The 16,009-nt window shown below is 61.1% G+C and carries 14 protein-coding genes; 12 read left to right on the top strand and 2 right to left on the bottom strand.

What is annotated here, in order from left to right:
- The first annotated feature begins 489 nt into the window (after positions 1-489).
- The 6 genes from ACP3TA_RS08275 (at position 490) to ACP3TA_RS08250 (ending at position 7,018) form a co-directional block, all read left to right on the top strand.
- Positions 490-2,016 (top strand): ABC transporter permease subunit, encoded by a 1,527-nt coding sequence (locus ACP3TA_RS08275; protein ID WP_089192526.1) that lies wholly within the window; start codon positions 490-492, stop codon positions 2,014-2,016.
- Between the two features lie 15 nt (positions 2,017-2,031).
- Positions 2,032-2,823, top strand: coding sequence for an ABC transporter ATP-binding protein (locus tag ACP3TA_RS08270; RefSeq protein ID WP_033651402.1), 792 nt, complete (start codon positions 2,032-2,034; stop codon positions 2,821-2,823).
- Positions 2,824-2,854: 31 nt separating this feature from the next.
- Positions 2,855-3,937, top strand: a complete 1,083-nt coding sequence (locus ACP3TA_RS08265; protein ID WP_089195419.1) for a porin — start codon at positions 2,855-2,857, stop codon at positions 3,935-3,937.
- Positions 3,938-4,522: 585 nt separating this feature from the next.
- Positions 4,523-5,302, top strand: a complete 780-nt coding sequence (locus tag ACP3TA_RS08260; RefSeq protein ID WP_060434086.1) for an ABC transporter ATP-binding protein — start codon at positions 4,523-4,525, stop codon at positions 5,300-5,302.
- 111 nt (positions 5,303-5,413) lie between these two features.
- On the top strand, positions 5,414-6,106 hold the full coding sequence (locus ACP3TA_RS08255) for an MgtC/SapB family protein (RefSeq protein WP_019453282.1): 693 nt from the start codon (positions 5,414-5,416) through the stop codon (positions 6,104-6,106).
- Between the two features lie 27 nt (positions 6,107-6,133).
- Complete coding sequence (locus tag ACP3TA_RS08250; RefSeq protein ID WP_426784579.1) at positions 6,134-7,018, top strand: LysR family transcriptional regulator; 885 nt, start codon at positions 6,134-6,136, stop codon at positions 7,016-7,018.
- A 4-nt stretch (positions 7,019-7,022) separates the two neighbouring features.
- Here the strand turns inward: ACP3TA_RS08250 and sfnG are convergent, their stop codons facing one another.
- Positions 7,023-8,117 carry a dimethylsulfone monooxygenase SfnG gene (gene sfnG, locus ACP3TA_RS08245; RefSeq protein ID WP_025305137.1) on the bottom strand — a complete coding sequence of 365 codons (1,095 nt, stop codon included), beginning with the start codon at positions 8,115-8,117 and terminating at the stop codon, positions 7,023-7,025.
- 436 nt (positions 8,118-8,553) lie between these two features.
- Between sfnG and ACP3TA_RS08240 the strand changes: the two genes are divergently transcribed.
- From ACP3TA_RS08240 to ACP3TA_RS08220, 5 genes are all read left to right on the top strand, one after another.
- A complete protein-coding gene (locus tag ACP3TA_RS08240; RefSeq protein ID WP_033631682.1) occupies positions 8,554-10,734 on the top strand; it encodes a carbon starvation CstA family protein in 2,181 nt (726 codons plus the stop codon).
- A 218-nt stretch (positions 10,735-10,952) separates the two neighbouring features.
- Positions 10,953-11,156, top strand: a complete 204-nt coding sequence (locus tag ACP3TA_RS08235; RefSeq protein WP_004953088.1) for a YbdD/YjiX family protein — start codon at positions 10,953-10,955, stop codon at positions 11,154-11,156.
- 21 nt (positions 11,157-11,177) lie between these two features.
- Complete coding sequence (gene yjiA, locus ACP3TA_RS08230; RefSeq protein WP_426784578.1) at positions 11,178-12,140, top strand: GTPase; 963 nt, start codon at positions 11,178-11,180, stop codon at positions 12,138-12,140.
- A gap of 109 nt (positions 12,141-12,249) precedes the next feature.
- Positions 12,250-12,513, top strand: a complete 264-nt coding sequence (locus ACP3TA_RS08225) for a hypothetical protein (protein ID WP_047025142.1) — start codon at positions 12,250-12,252, stop codon at positions 12,511-12,513.
- Positions 12,510-13,241 (top strand): Fic/DOC family protein, encoded by a 732-nt coding sequence (locus ACP3TA_RS08220; RefSeq protein WP_069100387.1) that lies wholly within the window; start codon positions 12,510-12,512, stop codon positions 13,239-13,241. Before ACP3TA_RS08225 ends, ACP3TA_RS08220 begins: the two co-directional genes overlap by 4 nt.
- A 15-nt stretch (positions 13,242-13,256) precedes the next feature.
- On the opposite strand, the gene ACP3TA_RS08215 is transcribed toward ACP3TA_RS08220, so the two are convergent.
- Positions 13,257-14,279 (bottom strand): LacI family DNA-binding transcriptional regulator, encoded by a 1,023-nt coding sequence (locus tag ACP3TA_RS08215; protein WP_142001843.1) that lies wholly within the window; start codon positions 14,277-14,279, stop codon positions 13,257-13,259.
- A 284-nt stretch (positions 14,280-14,563) separates the two neighbouring features.
- On the opposite strand from ACP3TA_RS08215, the gene ascF reads away from it, so the two are divergent.
- Positions 14,564-16,006 (top strand): PTS cellobiose/arbutin/salicin transporter subunit IIBC, encoded by a 1,443-nt coding sequence (gene ascF / locus ACP3TA_RS08210; RefSeq protein ID WP_426784577.1) that lies wholly within the window; start codon positions 14,564-14,566, stop codon positions 16,004-16,006.
- Positions 16,007-16,009 lie beyond the last annotated feature (3 nt).

Raw genomic sequence — 16,009 nt, 5'->3', positions numbered from 1 at the left:
ACCCTCTCCGTGCCATATTTAAACCGAGGAGGGCCCTATGGGCGATGAAAGTTTTAGTTTTACGCTAATGCTATTGGGCACCTTTCAGTAATGCCATCCACGTTGCATTCTGAAAGACACGGAATGCGGCAACCGCTCCCCTTCTGACGGCCTTTCCCGCTCTGCCTGCCCACCCATCGCCTCGCTGCGAAAATAACGTTTGTCTCAACCGCTGTGGCGGTATTTATCTGATGTCGCCGGGCCTATTACCCGAGCGCCGACGGATTTCTTATGGGAAAAATAAGGTATTGCGTTATGCAAAATAACCGGGGTACATCTGTTTTCAGAAAGTCTTATTTAAATGACTTTATCGTTATCGCCATCGGCGTTTTCTTCATTGCCTTTTTTATTCGCGCGTGGGGCGACATGCACGGCGACTTCAATGAACAAAATGTCTCTGCCATTAGTCTCGATGCCTGGAACCTGCTTTATTATTCGCTCAGAACCAGCATGCGCTTTCTCCTCGGCATGGCCTGGTCGCTGCTGTTTTCTGTGGTGTTCGCCGTGCTGGCCGCGCGCTATGCGCCGCTGCGCCGGGTGATCCTGCCCTTCGTCAACTTTATGGAGTCGGTGCCGCTGGTGGGGTTCCTGACCTTCACGACCGTGTACTTTCTCAACCTCTACCCGCACAGCGTGATGGGGCTGGAGTGCACCGCCATCTTCGCGGTGTTTACCGGCCAGGCCTGGAACATGATGCTGACGCTGTATCAGACGCTGCGCATCGTGCCCAAGGAGCTGGACGAAGCCGCCCGCAGCTTCAATTACAACCCGTGGCAACGCTTCTGGCGGCTGGAATTCATCTATTCGGTGCCGGGCCTGCTGTGGAACGCCATGGTGTCGCAATCCGCCGCCTGGTTCGCCCTGGTGGCCTCCGAAGCCATTCCGGTCGGCGATCGCTCGGTCGAACTGCCCGGCGTCGGCTCCTATATCGCCGAAGCGCTGGCGCAGCAAAACGTGCCGGCGATCCTGTATGCGATCGTCGCGCTGGCCGCCAACATCGTGCTGCTCGATCAGCTGGTTTTCCGCCCGCTGGTGCGTTACACCGCCCGCTTCAAATACGAAGACGTTACCGCCAATCGGGCGCTCGGCAATCCGTGGTTCTACAACAGTCTGGCCTTTTCGCACGTCGGCGCGGCGCTCGGCCGCACGCTGCGCGCGCTGGCTGATCTGTGGCTGTTCAAGCTGCCGCGGCTGTGGTACGCCCTCGGCCTGCACCGCCTGTTTCGCCTCGCCGCCAAAGGCAATTGGCTGTGGCGCAGCCTGTGGTATCTCGGCGTGGTGCTGGCCTGCGTCTGGTTCGGTTACCGGCTGTGGGAATACTTCCCCAAACAGTACTTCGCCATGCTGCCGGAGTGGATGCTGCTCACCACCGCGCGCGTGGCCGCGGCCATGCTGCTCAGCGTGGCGATCTTCACGCCGCTGGGGGTGTGGATCGGCCTGAATCCGCGCCTGGTGAAGATCTTCCAGCCGATCATCCAGATCCTGGCGGCCATTCCGCCCAATATTTTCTACCCGCTGATCGCCGCCTTCATCGCCATTTATCATCAGGATCTCGGCTGGTGGGCCATTCCGATGATCATGCTGGGCACCCAGTGGTACGTGTTGTTCAACGTGATCGCAGGCGTTTCCGCCATTCCGACGCAGATCACCGAGGTCAGCGAAACCTTCGGGCTGCGCCGTTTCCGCTGGTGGCGCTACTACATGCTGCCGGCGATCTTCCCCTACATCGTGACCGGCATCATCTCCGCCGCCGGCGGCGCCTGGAACAGCGCCATCGCCGCCGAAGTGATCCAATGGGGCAGCACCACCCTCAGCGCCACCGGGCTGGGCGCGTTCATTTCCGTCGTCACCGACGCCGGCAAGAACCCGGAGTCCGCACTGGGCTGCGCCGCGATGTGCGCGCTGGTGGCGCTGTGCATCATCTTCGTCTGGCAACCGCTGTATCGCATTGCGGAAACCAAATTCAAATATGACTGATCAAGGGGGAACAACATGCTGACTCAAGACGTGATTATCAGCGCCCGTCGATTGAACAAGACGTTTATCGGCGAAAACAAGCGCCCCACCCCCGTGCTGCGCGACGTGTCGCTGACCGTGCACGCCGGCGAGTTCGTCACCATTCTGGGGCAATCCGGTTCGGGTAAGTCCACGCTGCTGCGCATGCTGGCCGGGCTGATCCCGCCGGACAGCGGCACGCTCACCCTGGCGGGCAAACCGGTCTGCGGCCCGAGCGCCAACGCCGGCATGGTGTTTCAATCCTACGCGCTCTACCCCTGGCTGACGGTGTACGACAACATCGCCTTCGGCCTGCTGGCGCAAAAGCTGCCGCCGCAGACGATCGCCGAGCGGCTGGAGGCGCTGCTGCGCCTGGTGGGGCTGAGCGGCTATGAGCACGCCTGGCCGCGCGAGCTGTCGGGCGGCATGCGCCAACGGGTGGGCTTCGCCCGGGCGTTGGCGGTAGAGCCCGATGTCTTGCTGCTGGACGAGCCCTTCTCCGCCCTCGATATCTTTACCGCGCAAAAACTGCGTAGCGATCTGCTGGCGCTGTGGGGAGACAACCGGCTGCGCACGCGCGCCATGGTGATGGTGACGCACGACGTCGAAGAGGCGGTGCTGATGTCCGATCGGGTGCTGATCCTGGACGCGACCAGCAAACGGATCGATGACGAATTCAGCATCAATATTCCCCGCGCGGCGCGCAACCGGGACAGCCTGCGGCACCTCACCGATCGGATCCGCAGCTGCCTGTACAAAAAAATCGCGCGGGCGCAACCGGCCGGATAAGGCCGCATTTTCGTTAACTCAGGGTAGTGAAATGAAACATAAAAGCTTACTGATGGCGCTGGTCATCCTGATGCCGGCGGCCGCCGCCGGGGCAGAAATCGTCAATAAAGACGGCAATAAACTGGATCTGTACGGTCAACTGAACGGGGTGCATTACTTCAGCAGCGATGCCGACAATAACGGCGATCGCTCCTACACCCGTTTCGGTTTCAAAGGCGAGACGCAGATCGCCGACGGGCTGACAGGGTATGGCCAATGGGAATATCAGGCGGGGCTCGATCAGGCGGAAAGCGCCGGGCCGGGCAATAGCTATACCCGGCTGGGCTTCGCCGGGCTGACGTTCGGCCGCTGGGGCAGCCTGGACTACGGCCGCAACTACGGCCTGCTGTATGACGTGGCCGGCTGGACGGACGTGCTGCCCGAATTCGGCAACGACAGCTACGAAGCGGCCGACAACTTCATGACCGGCCGCGCCAACGGTCTGCTGACCTACCACAACCGCAGCCTGGGCGGGCTGTTGGACGGTCTGGATCTCGGCCTGCAATATCAGGGGAAGAATCGGGGGGACGACGCTCTGCGGGCGAAGGATATTCAGACGCAAAACGGCGATGGCTACGCCTTTTCCGCCACCTACGACACCGGCGTGGGGCTAAACTTTGGCGCCGCCTACGCCAACTCTGCGCGCACCCTGGCGCAGCAGCGCTTCGGCCTGGCTGACGGCGATCGCGCCCGGGCCTGGACGCTGGGGCTGAAATACGATCTGGACAACCTCTACCTGGCGGCCAGCTATGCGCGCACCGAAAACATGACCTATGTCGACGGCGATCGCTACGCCGGCTTCGCCCCCCGCGCGGACGCCGTCGAGGCGGTCGCGCAGTATCACTTCGATTCCGGCGTCACGCCCTCGGTGGCCTACCTGCAAACGCGCGGCCGTAACCTGCCCGGCATCGGCGACGCCGATCTGGTCAAATACCTGGATCTGGCGCTGAACTACAGCTTCAACGCCAATATGTCGACCTACGTGGAGTACAAGCTCAACCTGCTGCAACGGCAGAACGCCGTCGGCGCCGGCGCCGACGACATTGTCGAAACCGGCATCATGTATCAGTTCTGACCCGATACCGGCCGCAGCGCGCGCTGCGGCCGGTTCATTATTTGTCTTGCGCCCGCCCTGTTATTCTCTCGTTTAATTCAGGTTTATATTTCCATAAAATAGCGCCTATATTCATTCTCATGATTTTCGTTGACGCCCCGTTTAATAAATAAAGAAAAACTTTCCCGTATTCATATTAAATTACATTTTGCCGCGATAATTCCGCCTAACCACATTGAATCACAGGCAATATCACGCGTATTATGGCCACACGAAAAATAACGGGGAAATGATATGGACGGCGACAGTTGGTTGTTTATTTTATTGTTGGAATCGCTGAGGTCACAGGAGCAATAGTCATCCCATTGCATCCTGAAAGTGTCAGGATATGCGTCAGTTACCACATCCCTTCGCTTTACCCCTTCAGCGCATGGCCTCCGCGCACGCCGCTCCGGCGCGCCTGACAGGCTAATCCTTCCAGCATACGCTTATTAACAGTCCGATAACGCTCAGGCTTATTTGCGCTCGCATTTATTTTACCCCTGCGCGGCGATAACTATCGGCCATTTTTCCATGCTCATATTTTTAATTGAGTGGAGAAACATCATGATGGTAAAAAAAACCACGCTGCTGACGGTTAATAACGTCAGCAAAAGCGTTCAGCCTACCGGTAAAGAAAAACGCCTGGTGCTGAATGAAATCAACCTGCGCCTCTACGATAACGAGGTCGTCAGCATTTTGGGGCAGTCCGGCTCGGGCAAGTCCACCCTGCTGCGCATACTTTCCGGTCTGATCGCGCCGGATCTGGGCACCGTGATGCTGGGGGATAAAAAAGTCTCGGGGCCGAATCCGCAGATCAACATGGTGTTCCAGACCTTCGCCATTTTCCCGTGGCTGAACGTCTACCAAAATATCGCCTTCGGGCTGCAGGCGCAGGATCTGCCGCCGCAGGTGGTCGAAACCCAGACGCTGAAAATGCTCGATCTGGTCGGGCTCACGCCCTACCGCGACGCCTACCCGCGCGAGCTTTCCGGCGGCATGCGCCAGCGGGTCGGCTTTGCGCGCGCGCTGGCGGTAGAACCGATGCTGCTGTTGCTGGACGAGCCCTTTTCCGCGCTGGACGTCTATACCGGCGAACACCTGCGCAGCGATCTGCTGCGCATCTGGAGCTCGCGCCAGATCAAAACCCGCTCCATCGTGCTGGTGACCCACAGCGTAGAGGAAGCGGTGATGATGTCTGATCGCATCCTCCTGCTGGGCGCCGGCACCCTCGACGGCTGCTATCACATCGCGCAGCGCCGCGAGACGCGCACCCGCGAGGGGATGCAGCCGCTGACGGACAAAATCAGCGAGACGCTCAGCCGGCAGATCGCCGCCGCGCACTGAGCGCCACCCTGGTCTGGCGGGACGGATCCCGCCAACTTAACTACCTGTTTATCAAGAGTCACCCCGCCACGGGTGGCTCATGATAAGCGGATAATACATCGAGTTATTATCATGCATTTCATTCATACACTGCTGACGCTGCTGACCGCGTCCGTCCTGGGCGCCGCCATCGGCTATGAAAGACAATTCCGCCAGCGTACCGCCGGGCTGCGTACCAATACGCTGGTGGCCACCAGCGCGGCGATCTTCGTCCACCTGGCCATGACCATCGACGGCAGCGGCGGCGCGGTGCGCGTCATCTCCTACGTGGTCTCCGGCGTCGGCTTTCTCGGCGCCGGGGCCATCATGAAAGAAGGGATGAACATCCGCGGCCTGAACACCGCCGCCACGCTCTGGGGCTCCGCGGCGGTCGGCGCCTGCGCCGGCTGCGGCCTGTACGGCGATGCGCTGGCCGCCACGCTGTTCGTGCTCGCCGCCAACACCCTGCTGCGCCCGCTGGTCAATATGGTCAACAAACAGCCCTTCAATGACGTTAACGGCGAATCCACCTACCAGATTTGCGTCATTGCCTTCGAGCATGAACAGCGTGAAGCGCTGGCCAAATTCAAACAGGTGCTGCAAGGAGAAAACTGCTTTATCTCGCATCTGGATATCGAACCCTTTGGCGACGACGACGTGGAGATCACCGCCACGCTGATGCCGGCCTCCGTCACCACGCCGGTGCTCGACCAGACCATCAATAAACTGCTGAACGACAGCATGATGAAACAGGCCTATTACAGCCGCATCGCCGGCTCCGGCTAATGCCGTTCACTTCCAGGGAGATCCACCATGAAAACCATGCCAAAACTGGCTCATCTGACGATGTTCAAAGACATCGTTCACTGCGGAAGTTTGCACGATGCCGCGAAAAAACTGGCCGTCTCGCAACCGACGCTAAGCCGGATGCTCAAAGAGCTGGAAATGTCCATCGGCGCGCGGTTGCTGGAGCGCAGCAACCGCGGCGTGCGCCTGACGGCGGTCGGCGAGCTGTTTTACCGGCGGATAGACGCCGCCACCAATCAGTTGCTCAGCGCGTTTGACGAGCTGCGCGGCATGAGCGCCGGCGGCGAGAAGCGCCTGCGGGTGGGGATGAGCGTCGATCCGCTGCTGTGCTACCTGCCCCAGGTGCTCGAAGGCTTCAACCGCCGCTACCCGCATACCCGGGTGACGGTGGTGGAAGACGGCCCGGAAGGCCTGCTCGCCCGGCTGAGAAACTGCGAGCTGGATTTGGCGGTCAGCAGCCTGAACGGCGCGGCGGGCGGCGCCGATCTGGCGATGCAGGCGCTGAAGAGCGAGCGCTTCTCGCTCTATCAAGGGGGCGACCTGACCGCCGCCGGGCAGCCGCCAGCCGAAGCCAAATGGGTGGTGCCGCGCTCCTGCTCGGTGGGGCACGCCGCCATCCGCGAGATCGCCGAGCGTTACACGCCGCACGGCCAGATCGTCGAGACCGACTCCTTTCTGGCGACCTGGTGCCTGGTCAGGCGGCAGGGCTATATCGCGCTGCTGAGCGATCGGGTCGTCGCGCACTACGCCCCGCAGCTGCACCTGCAGAAAATCCCGACGCAGGGGATCGACATCAGCGCGCGCTTTTATGTCTTTACCCGCCATGAGCCGGCCACGCCGCCGCTCAGCGCCGCCTTTATCCACCTGCTGCAAACCCTGCAAACGGGTTGAACGCTCAGGCCGCCGCCCGCTGGCGCTCCAGTTCGCGCACCAGCGGGATCACTTCACGGCCGAAGTACTCCACCTCTTCCTGGAAGTGCAGAAACGCCAGCAACAGCAGATCCACCCCGGCGTCTTTCAACGCGATGATGCGCTCGGCGATCTGCTGCGGCGTGCCGATCAGGTTGGTTTTAAAGCCGTCGTTATACTGCACCAAATCTTCGAAGGTGGACTTGGCCCAGTTGCCCTCGCCCTCGGGCGAGGCCGCCCCGGCGTTTTTCACCTCGTGCCCGAAGCCCTGCACCGCCTCCGGGTTGGCGTGATCGATGATCTCCTGCAGCACCGCCTGCGCCGCCTGTTCGCTCTCGCGGGCGATGACGAAACCGTTCACCCCCACCTTCACCCGATGGTGATTGGCCTGCGCCTTGCTCTGGATGTCCTCCACCTGCCGGCGAATGCCCTCCACGCTGTTGCCGTTGGTGAAATACCAGTCCGAGACCCGCGCCGCCATGTCGCGCGCCGCGCGTGAGCTGCCGCCCTGGAAAATTTCCGGCAACGGCGCCAGCGGCTTCGGCTTCAGCGAGTAGTCGCGGAAACGGTAGAAATCGCCGGCGAAGGTGAAGCTGGGCTCAGTCCAGATGCCGCGCAGGCAGCGGATAAACTCTTCCGAGCGCAGGTAGCGCTCCTCATGATCCAGCCACGGCTCGCCGATGGCCTTGAACTCGCCGCGGAACCAGCCGCTGACAATGTTCACCGCGATGCGCGCGTTGGAAAGATGGCTGATGGTGGCGATCTGTTTGGCCGCCAGCGTGGGGTTCCACGGCCCCGGCAGCAGCGCGGCGATCACTTTCAGCTTTTCGGTGGCGTCCAGCAGGGCCTGTGAGAACGACACCGACTCGTGCTGGTTCTCCGCGCCGTAACCGGCGGTGAAGCGGATCTGGGTAAGCGCGTAGTCGAAACCGGCGCGCTCGGCGATCTGCGCCAGCTTGCGGTTATAACCGATGTCCCAACCGGTGCGCTGCGGGATATTGCTGATCACCAGGCCGCCGGAAACGTTCGGCACCCAGTAGGCGAACTGAATCGGCTGCTGCGAGTGGTTTGCTGCTGACATGCTTCTCTCCCTCTGACCGTCGGCGCCGTTATGCGGCGCGCATATAACCATTATTGATTTCCAAATATTGAAAACCTTGTTTTGGTTATAAAACCGATAGCAGGATGCGTGCCAATCGCCACGTTAAGGTATCTGGCTGAAAAACCGGGCGTTTAAAGCCGACGGGTGCGGGCGGGTGCTGCATTGGCAACAGCGGCTGACGGGCGGCTGTTGGTTATGCAACAAACCGCTCACCCCGCCAATCCAACCGTTCACCCGGCGGATCTGACCGCTGACCGAAATACGCCTGTCTTCCCCCCTAACCGCCGGCGATGATGAGCTGTTCCTAAACCCGCCTTACCTCGGGAAAGACGCTACGGCTCACCGCGCCACTCTGACATCTCTTACAAGCGGATGAGTTCATTCATATTTTGCAGACTGGAATTAAGGATACCTCATGAAACGAGAGGGGATTTTAAAGCACATTCCGTGGATGCTGCTGGGGATACTCGGCGCAGCCTGCCTCGGCGTGGTGGCGCTGCGCCGCGGCGAACACATCAGCGCGCTGTGGATCGTCGTCGCTTCGGTGGCGGTGTATCTGGTGGCCTACCGCTACTACAGCCTGTACATCGCCACCAGGGTGATGAAGCTGGACGCCGGCCGTGCCACCCCGGCGGTGGTCAACAACGACGGCCTCAACTACGTGCCGACCAACAAGAACGTGCTGTTCGGCCACCACTTCGCCGCCATCGCCGGCGCCGGGCCGCTGGTGGGGCCGGTGCTGGCCGCGCAGGTCGGCTACCTGCCCGGCACGCTGTGGCTGCTGGGCGGCGTAGTGCTGGCGGGGGCGGTGCAGGACTTTATGGTGCTGTTCATCTCCTCGCGCCGCAACGGCGCCTCGCTCGGTGAGATCATCAAAAAAGAGATGGGGCCGATACCGGGCACCATCGCGCTGTTCGGCTGCTTCCTGATCATGATCATCATCCTGGCGGTGCTGGCGCTGATCGTGGTGAAAGCGCTGGCGGAAAGCCCGTGGGGCGTGTTCACCGTCTGCTCCACCGTGCCTATCGCGCTGTTTATGGGCATCTACATGCGCTACCTGCGCCCCGGCCGCGTGGGTGAAGTATCAATCATCGGCATCGTGCTGCTGGTGGCCGCCATCTGGTTCGGCGGCGTGGTGGCGCACGACCCGTACTGGGGCCCGGCGCTGACCTTTAAAGACACCACCATCACCTTCACGCTGATCGGCTACGCGTTCGTCTCCGCCCTGCTGCCGGTGTGGCTGATCCTGGCGCCGCGCGACTACCTGGCCACCTTCCTGAAAATCGGGGTGATCGTCGGGCTGGCGATCGGCATCGTGATCCTCAACCCCGAGCTGAAAATGCCGGCGGTGACCCAGTTCGTCGACGGCACCGGCCCGGTGTGGAAAGGCACCTTGTTCCCGTTCCTGTTCATCACCATCGCCTGCGGCGCGGTCTCCGGCTTCCACGCGCTGATCGCCTCCGGCACCACGCCAAAGCTGCTGGCCAATGAGACCGACGCGCGCTTTATCGGCTACGGCGCGATGCTGATGGAGTCCTTCGTCGCCATCATGGCGCTGGTGGCGGCTTCCATCATCGAGCCGGGCCTGTACTTCGCCATGAACACCCCGCCGGCGGCGCTGGGCATCACCATGCCGGATCTGCACCGCCTGGGCACCGAAGACGCGCCGATGATCATGGCTTCGCTGAAGGACGTGACCGTGCACGCGGCGGCGGCGGTCAGCTCCTGGGGCTTCGTCATCAGCCCGGAACAGATCCTGCAGACCGCCACCGACATCGGCGAACCTTCGGTGCTGAACCGCGCCGGCGGCGCGCCAACGCTGGCGGTGGGCATCGCCCACGTGTTCCACCAGATCATTCCGGGCGCCAACATGGGCTTCTGGTATCACTTCGGCATTCTGTTCGAGGCGCTGTTCATCCTGACCGCACTGGACGCCGGCACCCGTTCCGGCCGCTTTATGCTGCAGGATCTGCTCGGCAACTTCGTGCCGTTCCTGAAGAAAACCGACTCGCTGGTGGCCGGCATCATCGGCACCGCCGGCTGCGTCGGGCTGTGGGGCTACCTGCTGTATCAGGGCGTGGTGGATCCGCTCGGCGGCGTGAAGAGCCTGTGGCCGCTATTCGGCATATCCAACCAGATGCTGGCCGCCGTGGCGCTGGTGCTGGGCACCGTGGTGCTGATTAAGATGAAGCGCACCCAATACATCTGGGTGACCGTGCTGCCGGCGGTGTGGCTGCTAATCTGCACCACCTACGCGCTGGGCTTGAAGCTGTTCAGCGACAACCCGCAGCTGGAAGGCTTCTTCTTCCTGGCCGGCGAATACAAACGCAAAATCGCCGAGGGCGGCGCCGAGCTGAGCGCCCAGCAGATCGCCAACATGAACCACATCGTGGTGAACAACTACACCAACGCCGGGCTGAGCATTCTGTTCCTGCTGGTGGTGTACAGCATCATCTTCTACGGGGTGAAAACCGCGATGGCGGCGCACAAGAACCCGAAACGCACCGATCAGGAAACGCCTTACGTGCCGGTGCCGCAGGCCGCGCCCGCCGACGGCGTAACTGAGGGGGAGGTCAAAGTTTCGACCCAGCATTGATGTGATTTAACGGATACCCTGCATAATAAACGTTAAGCAGTACCCAAAGCCGCACGGCCTGTGCATCGCAAGGTGCCAGGCGTGCGGCGCGATGCAATCGAGATACCCGGGGCGACCCGGAGGTGGGGCATCCCTGCGGGAACCCCATCCCCCGGCTTCCCCTAATATCAGGCTAAAGCAAGCGCTGTAGTGATGCAGGGTAGAGTTGGAGAAGGCTTATGTTCGGAAATCTCGGCCAGGCGGGGAAGTACCTCGGGCAGGCGGCGCGCATGTTGGTGGGCGTGCCTGACTACGATACCTACGTCCAGCACATGAAAGACAACCACCCGGACAAGCCGGTGATGACCTATAAAGAATTTTTCCGCGAGCGCCAGCAAGCGCGCTACGGCGGCGACGGCAAAGGCGGCATGCGCTGCTGTTAACCCGCAGTCACAAGGACCCGTATGAAACCCATTGCAGTCACCATCCTGACCGGCTTTTTGGGCGCCGGCAAAACCACCCTGCTGCGCCACATCCTGAACGCCGAACACGGCTATAAAATCGCGGTCATCGAGAATGAGTTCGGCGAAGTGCCGATCGACGACGCGCTGATCGGCGATCGCGCCAGCCGCATCACCACATTGAGCAACGGCTGCATCTGCTGCAGCAAGTCCAACGAACTGGCGGACGCGCTGCTGGATCTGCTGGACGGCGTCGACAGCGGCCAGCTGGCGTTCGATCGGCTGATCATCGAATGCACCGGCATGGCCGATCCCGGCCCGATAACCCAGACCTTTTTCTCGCACGAGATCCTGTGCGAGCGCTTCCTGCTGGACGGCATCATCACCCTGGTGGACGCGGCGCACGCCGAGCAGCAGCTGAGCCAGTTCAGCATCGCCCAGGCACAGGTGGGCTACGCCGACCGCCTCCTGTTGACCAAAACCGACGTGGCGCCGGACTGCGAGGCGCTGATCCAGCGGCTGCAGCGGATGAACGCCCGCGCGCCGGTCTACAAGGTCACGCACGGCGATATCGATCTGAGCGTGCTGTTCGACATCGAAGGCTTCACGCTGAACGACAAGCTCAACCTGACGCCTGCCACCCCGCTGTTCCGCCGCATCCCGCAGCCGCAGAGCGACATCCGTTCAATTGTCGTGACGCTGGAACGCCCGCTACCGCTGATGCAAATCTCCGACGTGATGGAAGGCCTGCTGCTGGAATACGCCGACAACCTGCTGCGCTACAAAGGCATTCTGTCTATCGAAGACGAGCCGCGCCGCCTGCTGTTCCAGGGCGTGCAGCGGCTGTATAACGCCGACTGGGATCGGGAATGGCTGCCTGAGGAAGAGCGCAAGAGCACGCTGGTGTTTATCGGTGTGGATTTGCCGGAGGAGGAGATTCGGCAGCGGATTGGGGGGTTGGGGTAAGGGCGAAAAAACGCGCCTATGGGGCACGCTGACGCATCGCAACGCGCTGCGCTTTGGCGACATCGCCGTATTGGCATGCTAAAATATGACCAATAATGGAGGATGCCCCATGACCCAAAGAGCCATCGTTAGCGTTGCCAACTATGTTCATCAACTGGCTAAAGACCATGAAATTACACATTCCCGCGACGGCATGAGCCGTATGGCGGTGGCCATTACCGGCCTGGCTGACGACGCTGTCGAATTGGATGAGGTGGAACAATTACTGGTTAACCTTAAACGAAAAGGTATCCTGACCAAATCTGAAATTCTCAGCCTTCAGGGGCGTTATTTCCGCGAACAGAGGGCCGTTCGTAAGAAATTCAAAGCATGATGTTTGATCCTTTCGGCGATTTTGATGCCAACGGCTATTTGCAAAATAGCCTGAAGCTTAAAGATCCCGATGAAATAAAAAAGGCAGAACATCTTTCATTCGAATTAAGCATCGAAGACGCCCTCAGCTACCTCGCCCAAACGCAGCGCATAGACTACCCGTCTATTCTGAAAGTTCACGAAATCCTGTTCTCTGGTTTCTATCCTTGGGCGGGAAAGGACAGAAACACGCTGGTCCCCCATCTTGCCGTCTTCAAAGGCTCAAACAACGAACCGCGCCATACGGTCTTCGAACGTCCTGATTCTATCCGCAGAGCCGTTGATTATGCGCTGCGACTTGCAGCAGACGAACAACGCTTCAGGGAACGGCCAGGGGAAGTCATGGGATTATTGGCTTTCGCACATCCCTTTCTGGACGGCAACGGCCGCACAATTTTGTTAGTCTTCATGGAGCTCAGCTTCCGTGCCGGGTTCAGCATTAACTGGGCGGAAACGAATAAGCATGACTACCTCCAGGCTTTGACTGACGAGATAAACGCCCCCGCTCAGAGACATCTCGACCAATATCTGCAACCTTTTGTCATCGACATAGCCAGCCGCGATGATTGGCCAAACATCATCGGTGGAATAAAAGGACTGGATGGTTTAGATAAAGAAAATATCTCCTACGGCAGCATGGACGATCCTGAAGTGCAGAAAATTTATATGACTTACCGTGGCGAACAATAAGCCAACCCTACCGTTTTACCCTTTTTGAAAATACGGCCCCGCCGCCACCGACTCGCGCTCGATCAGGCTGGCCGGGAAGCTGGGGCGCTTGCTGAGCTCGCCGCCGTCCAGCATCGACAGCAATCGGTTGATGGTCTCCTGGATCATCTCGGTGACCGGCATCTTCATGCTCGACAGCGACGGCACGGTATAGGGCGCCAGCGGGATGTCGTCGAAGCCGATGACCGATACCGCCTCCGGCACCGCCACGCCGCGCTCCGCCAGCCGCTTCATCGCGCCGATGGCCATTTCGTCGTTGCCGGCGACGATGGCGCTGAACGGCTGCCCGCCGGCCAGCAGCGCATCGACCGCCGCCACGCCGCTTTGCGCGTTCCATTTTCCTTCGACGATCAACGCCTCGTTAACCGCAATGCCCTGCTGCGCCAGCGCGGACTTGTAGCCGGAAAGCCGCTCCAGCCCGGTGGGGGAATCGAGCGAACCGGTGATAAAGGCGATGTCGCGATGGCCGCGCGCGATCAGGTGCGCCACCGCCGCCGCGCCGGCGGCGTGCTGATCGCTGAAGATGCAGTAGCTGTCGTTCAGCCGCAGCCGCCGGTTGATCACCAGAATCGGCTGGCGGTGTTGGGAGACTATCTCGTCCATTTCCGCGATCGACAGAAAACGCGGGTAGATGATCACCCCGTCGCAGCGCAGATCCAGCAAAAACTGAATGGCGGCCCGCTCCTCTTCGGCGGTGTGCTTGCCGTCCGCCAGGATCAGTTGGCGGCCGTTCGCCTCCATGATGCGCGCCGACTGCGCCATCAGTTCGCTGAAATAGTTGCCGCTGTAGAGGGTGTTGGTGACCACCAGGCCGAGGGTTTGGGTGGTGTTGGTCGCCAGGCTGCGCGCCAGCAGGTTGGGCCGATAGCCGGTTTCCGCGATGGCTTTATCCACCAATGCGCGTTTCTCCTCGCTGACATAGCCGCTGCCGGACAAAACGCGCGACACCGTCGCCTTTGAAACGCCGGCCTTTTTCGCCACCTCGAGTATCGTTGCCATCTGTGCGCCGCCAAAATCCATGGGTTCAGCGCAGTCTACCCAAGACGCCCGGCGTTTGGAACGCTTTCGCGCCCCTGCGCGCCGGTGCGCACTTACCTCTGACGATCCAGATCACGAAAACGAAACGCCAAAAACCATAGTTCTTGCCAACTACAAAACACAAATACATGATTTTGTGAAACCGGTTTCTTATGGGCGTTTCATACGGATGGAACGACGGATCGCCCAGGCAGTAAATATTCGCCTTTGGGCTATCCGAATTGCTATCTGAGAGACGACACGCCATGCCGAAGAACTACGCAGAGATCTCGCACGCCATCGTGGCCGCCCTGGGCGGCACGGGCAATATCGAGGCCGTGACCCACTGCATGACCCGCCTGAGATTCGTGGTGAAAGACAAAGCGCGGATCGACACGCCGGCGCTGAAGGCCATCGACGGCGTGCTGGGCGTGGTGCACAGCGGCGAGCAGTGCCAGGTGATCATCGGCAACGAGGTGGCCAAAGCCTATCAGGCGGTGCTGGCGCTCGGCATGCCGGGCGCGGCGGCCCCCGCCGCCCCGGTGAAGCGCAAGCTCACCCTGAAGGGCATCGGCGCCGGCATTCTCGACGCGCTGGTGGGCACCATGTCGCCCCTGATCCCCGCCATCATCGGCGGCTCGATGGTGAAGCTGCTGGCGATGATCCTGGATATGGCCGGGGTATTCGAGAAAGGCTCCTCGACCCTCGTCATCCTCAACGTGATCGGCGACGGCGCGTTCTTCTTCCTGCCGGTGATGGTCGCCGCCTCGGCGGCGCTGAAGTTCAAGACCAACATGTCGCTGGCGATCGCCATCGCCGGGGTGCTGGTGCATCCCAACTTTATCGATCTGATGGCCAAGGCGGCGCAGGGCCAGACGGTGGAATTCGCCTTCATCCCGGTGACGGCGGTGAAATACACCTACACGGTGATCCCGGCGTTGGTGATGACCTGGATCCTGTCGCACATCGAACGCGGGGTGGATCGCATCACCCCGGCGGTGACCAAGAACTTCCTCAAGCCGATGCTGATCGTGCTGATCGCCGCGCCGATCGCCATTCTGCTTATCGGCCCGCTCGGCATCTGGATCGGCAGCGGCATTTCGGCGCTGGTCTACACCGTGCACGGCTACCTGGGCTGGCTTTCCGTGGCCATCATGGGAGCGATTTGGCCGCTGCTGGTGATCACCGGCATGCACCGGGTGTTCACCCCGACCATCATCCAGACCATCGCCGAGACCGGCAAAGAGGGCATGGTGATGCCTTCGGAGATCGGCGCCAACCTGTCGCTGGGCGGCGCTTCGCTGGCGGTGGCGCTGAAAACCAAGAACCGCGAGCTGCGCCAGACCGCGCTGGCCGCCGCCGCTTCCGCCATCGTGGCGGGGATTTCCGAACCGGCGCTGTACGGCGTGGCGGTGCGCCTGAAACGGCCGCTGATCGCCAGCCTGATCAGCGGCTTCGTCTGCGGCGCGGTCGCCGGCATCGGCGGGTTGGCCAGCCATTCGATGGCCTCGCCCGGGCTGTTCACCAGCGTGCAGTTCTTCGATCCGGCCAACCCGATGAGCATCGTGTGGGTGGTGGCGGTGATGGCGCTCTCGGTGGTGCTGTCGTTCGCGCTCACGCTGATGCTGGGCTTCGAGGATCTGCCGGAAAACGTCGCCGCGCCCGGCCAAACCGCACCGGCGGCGAACGCCGCCGGCGCAACGCATTGAGAC

Origin of the sequence: Serratia sp. 2C06 (assembly GCF_050037615.1) — a bacterium.
Lineage (GTDB): Bacteria > Pseudomonadota > Gammaproteobacteria > Enterobacterales > Enterobacteriaceae > Serratia > Serratia ureilytica.
This window is presented reverse-complemented; position numbering and strand designations above follow the sequence as displayed.

Excerpts from the sequence above, each read along its gene's own strand:
- yjiA (WP_426784578.1), top strand. The coding sequence starts at position 11,178 with ATGAAACCCATTGCAGTCACCATCCTGACCGGCTTTTTGGGCGCCGGC.
- ACP3TA_RS08240 (WP_033631682.1), top strand. The coding sequence starts at position 8,554 with ATGAAACGAGAGGGGATTTTAAAGCACATTCCGTGGATGCTGCTGGGG.
- ACP3TA_RS08220 (WP_069100387.1), top strand. The coding sequence starts at position 12,510 with ATGATGTTTGATCCTTTCGGCGATTTTGATGCCAACGGCTATTTGCAA.
- sfnG (WP_025305137.1), bottom strand. The coding sequence starts at position 8,117 with ATGTCAGCAGCAAACCACTCGCAGCAGCCGATTCAGTTCGCCTACTGG.
- ascF (WP_426784577.1), top strand. The coding sequence starts at position 14,564 with ATGCCGAAGAACTACGCAGAGATCTCGCACGCCATCGTGGCCGCCCTG.
- ACP3TA_RS08270 (WP_033651402.1), top strand. The coding sequence starts at position 2,032 with ATGCTGACTCAAGACGTGATTATCAGCGCCCGTCGATTGAACAAGACG.
- ACP3TA_RS08215 (WP_142001843.1), bottom strand. The coding sequence starts at position 14,279 with ATGGCAACGATACTCGAGGTGGCGAAAAAGGCCGGCGTTTCAAAGGCG.
- ACP3TA_RS08225 (WP_047025142.1), top strand. The coding sequence starts at position 12,250 with ATGACCCAAAGAGCCATCGTTAGCGTTGCCAACTATGTTCATCAACTG.
- ACP3TA_RS08255 (WP_019453282.1), top strand. The coding sequence starts at position 5,414 with ATGCATTTCATTCATACACTGCTGACGCTGCTGACCGCGTCCGTCCTG.
- ACP3TA_RS08250 (WP_426784579.1), top strand. The coding sequence starts at position 6,134 with ATGAAAACCATGCCAAAACTGGCTCATCTGACGATGTTCAAAGACATC.
- ACP3TA_RS08235 (WP_004953088.1), top strand. The coding sequence starts at position 10,953 with ATGTTCGGAAATCTCGGCCAGGCGGGGAAGTACCTCGGGCAGGCGGCG.
- ACP3TA_RS08275 (WP_089192526.1), top strand. The coding sequence starts at position 490 with ATGCGCTTTCTCCTCGGCATGGCCTGGTCGCTGCTGTTTTCTGTGGTG.
- ACP3TA_RS08260 (WP_060434086.1), top strand. The coding sequence starts at position 4,523 with ATGATGGTAAAAAAAACCACGCTGCTGACGGTTAATAACGTCAGCAAA.
- ACP3TA_RS08265 (WP_089195419.1), top strand. The coding sequence starts at position 2,855 with ATGAAACATAAAAGCTTACTGATGGCGCTGGTCATCCTGATGCCGGCG.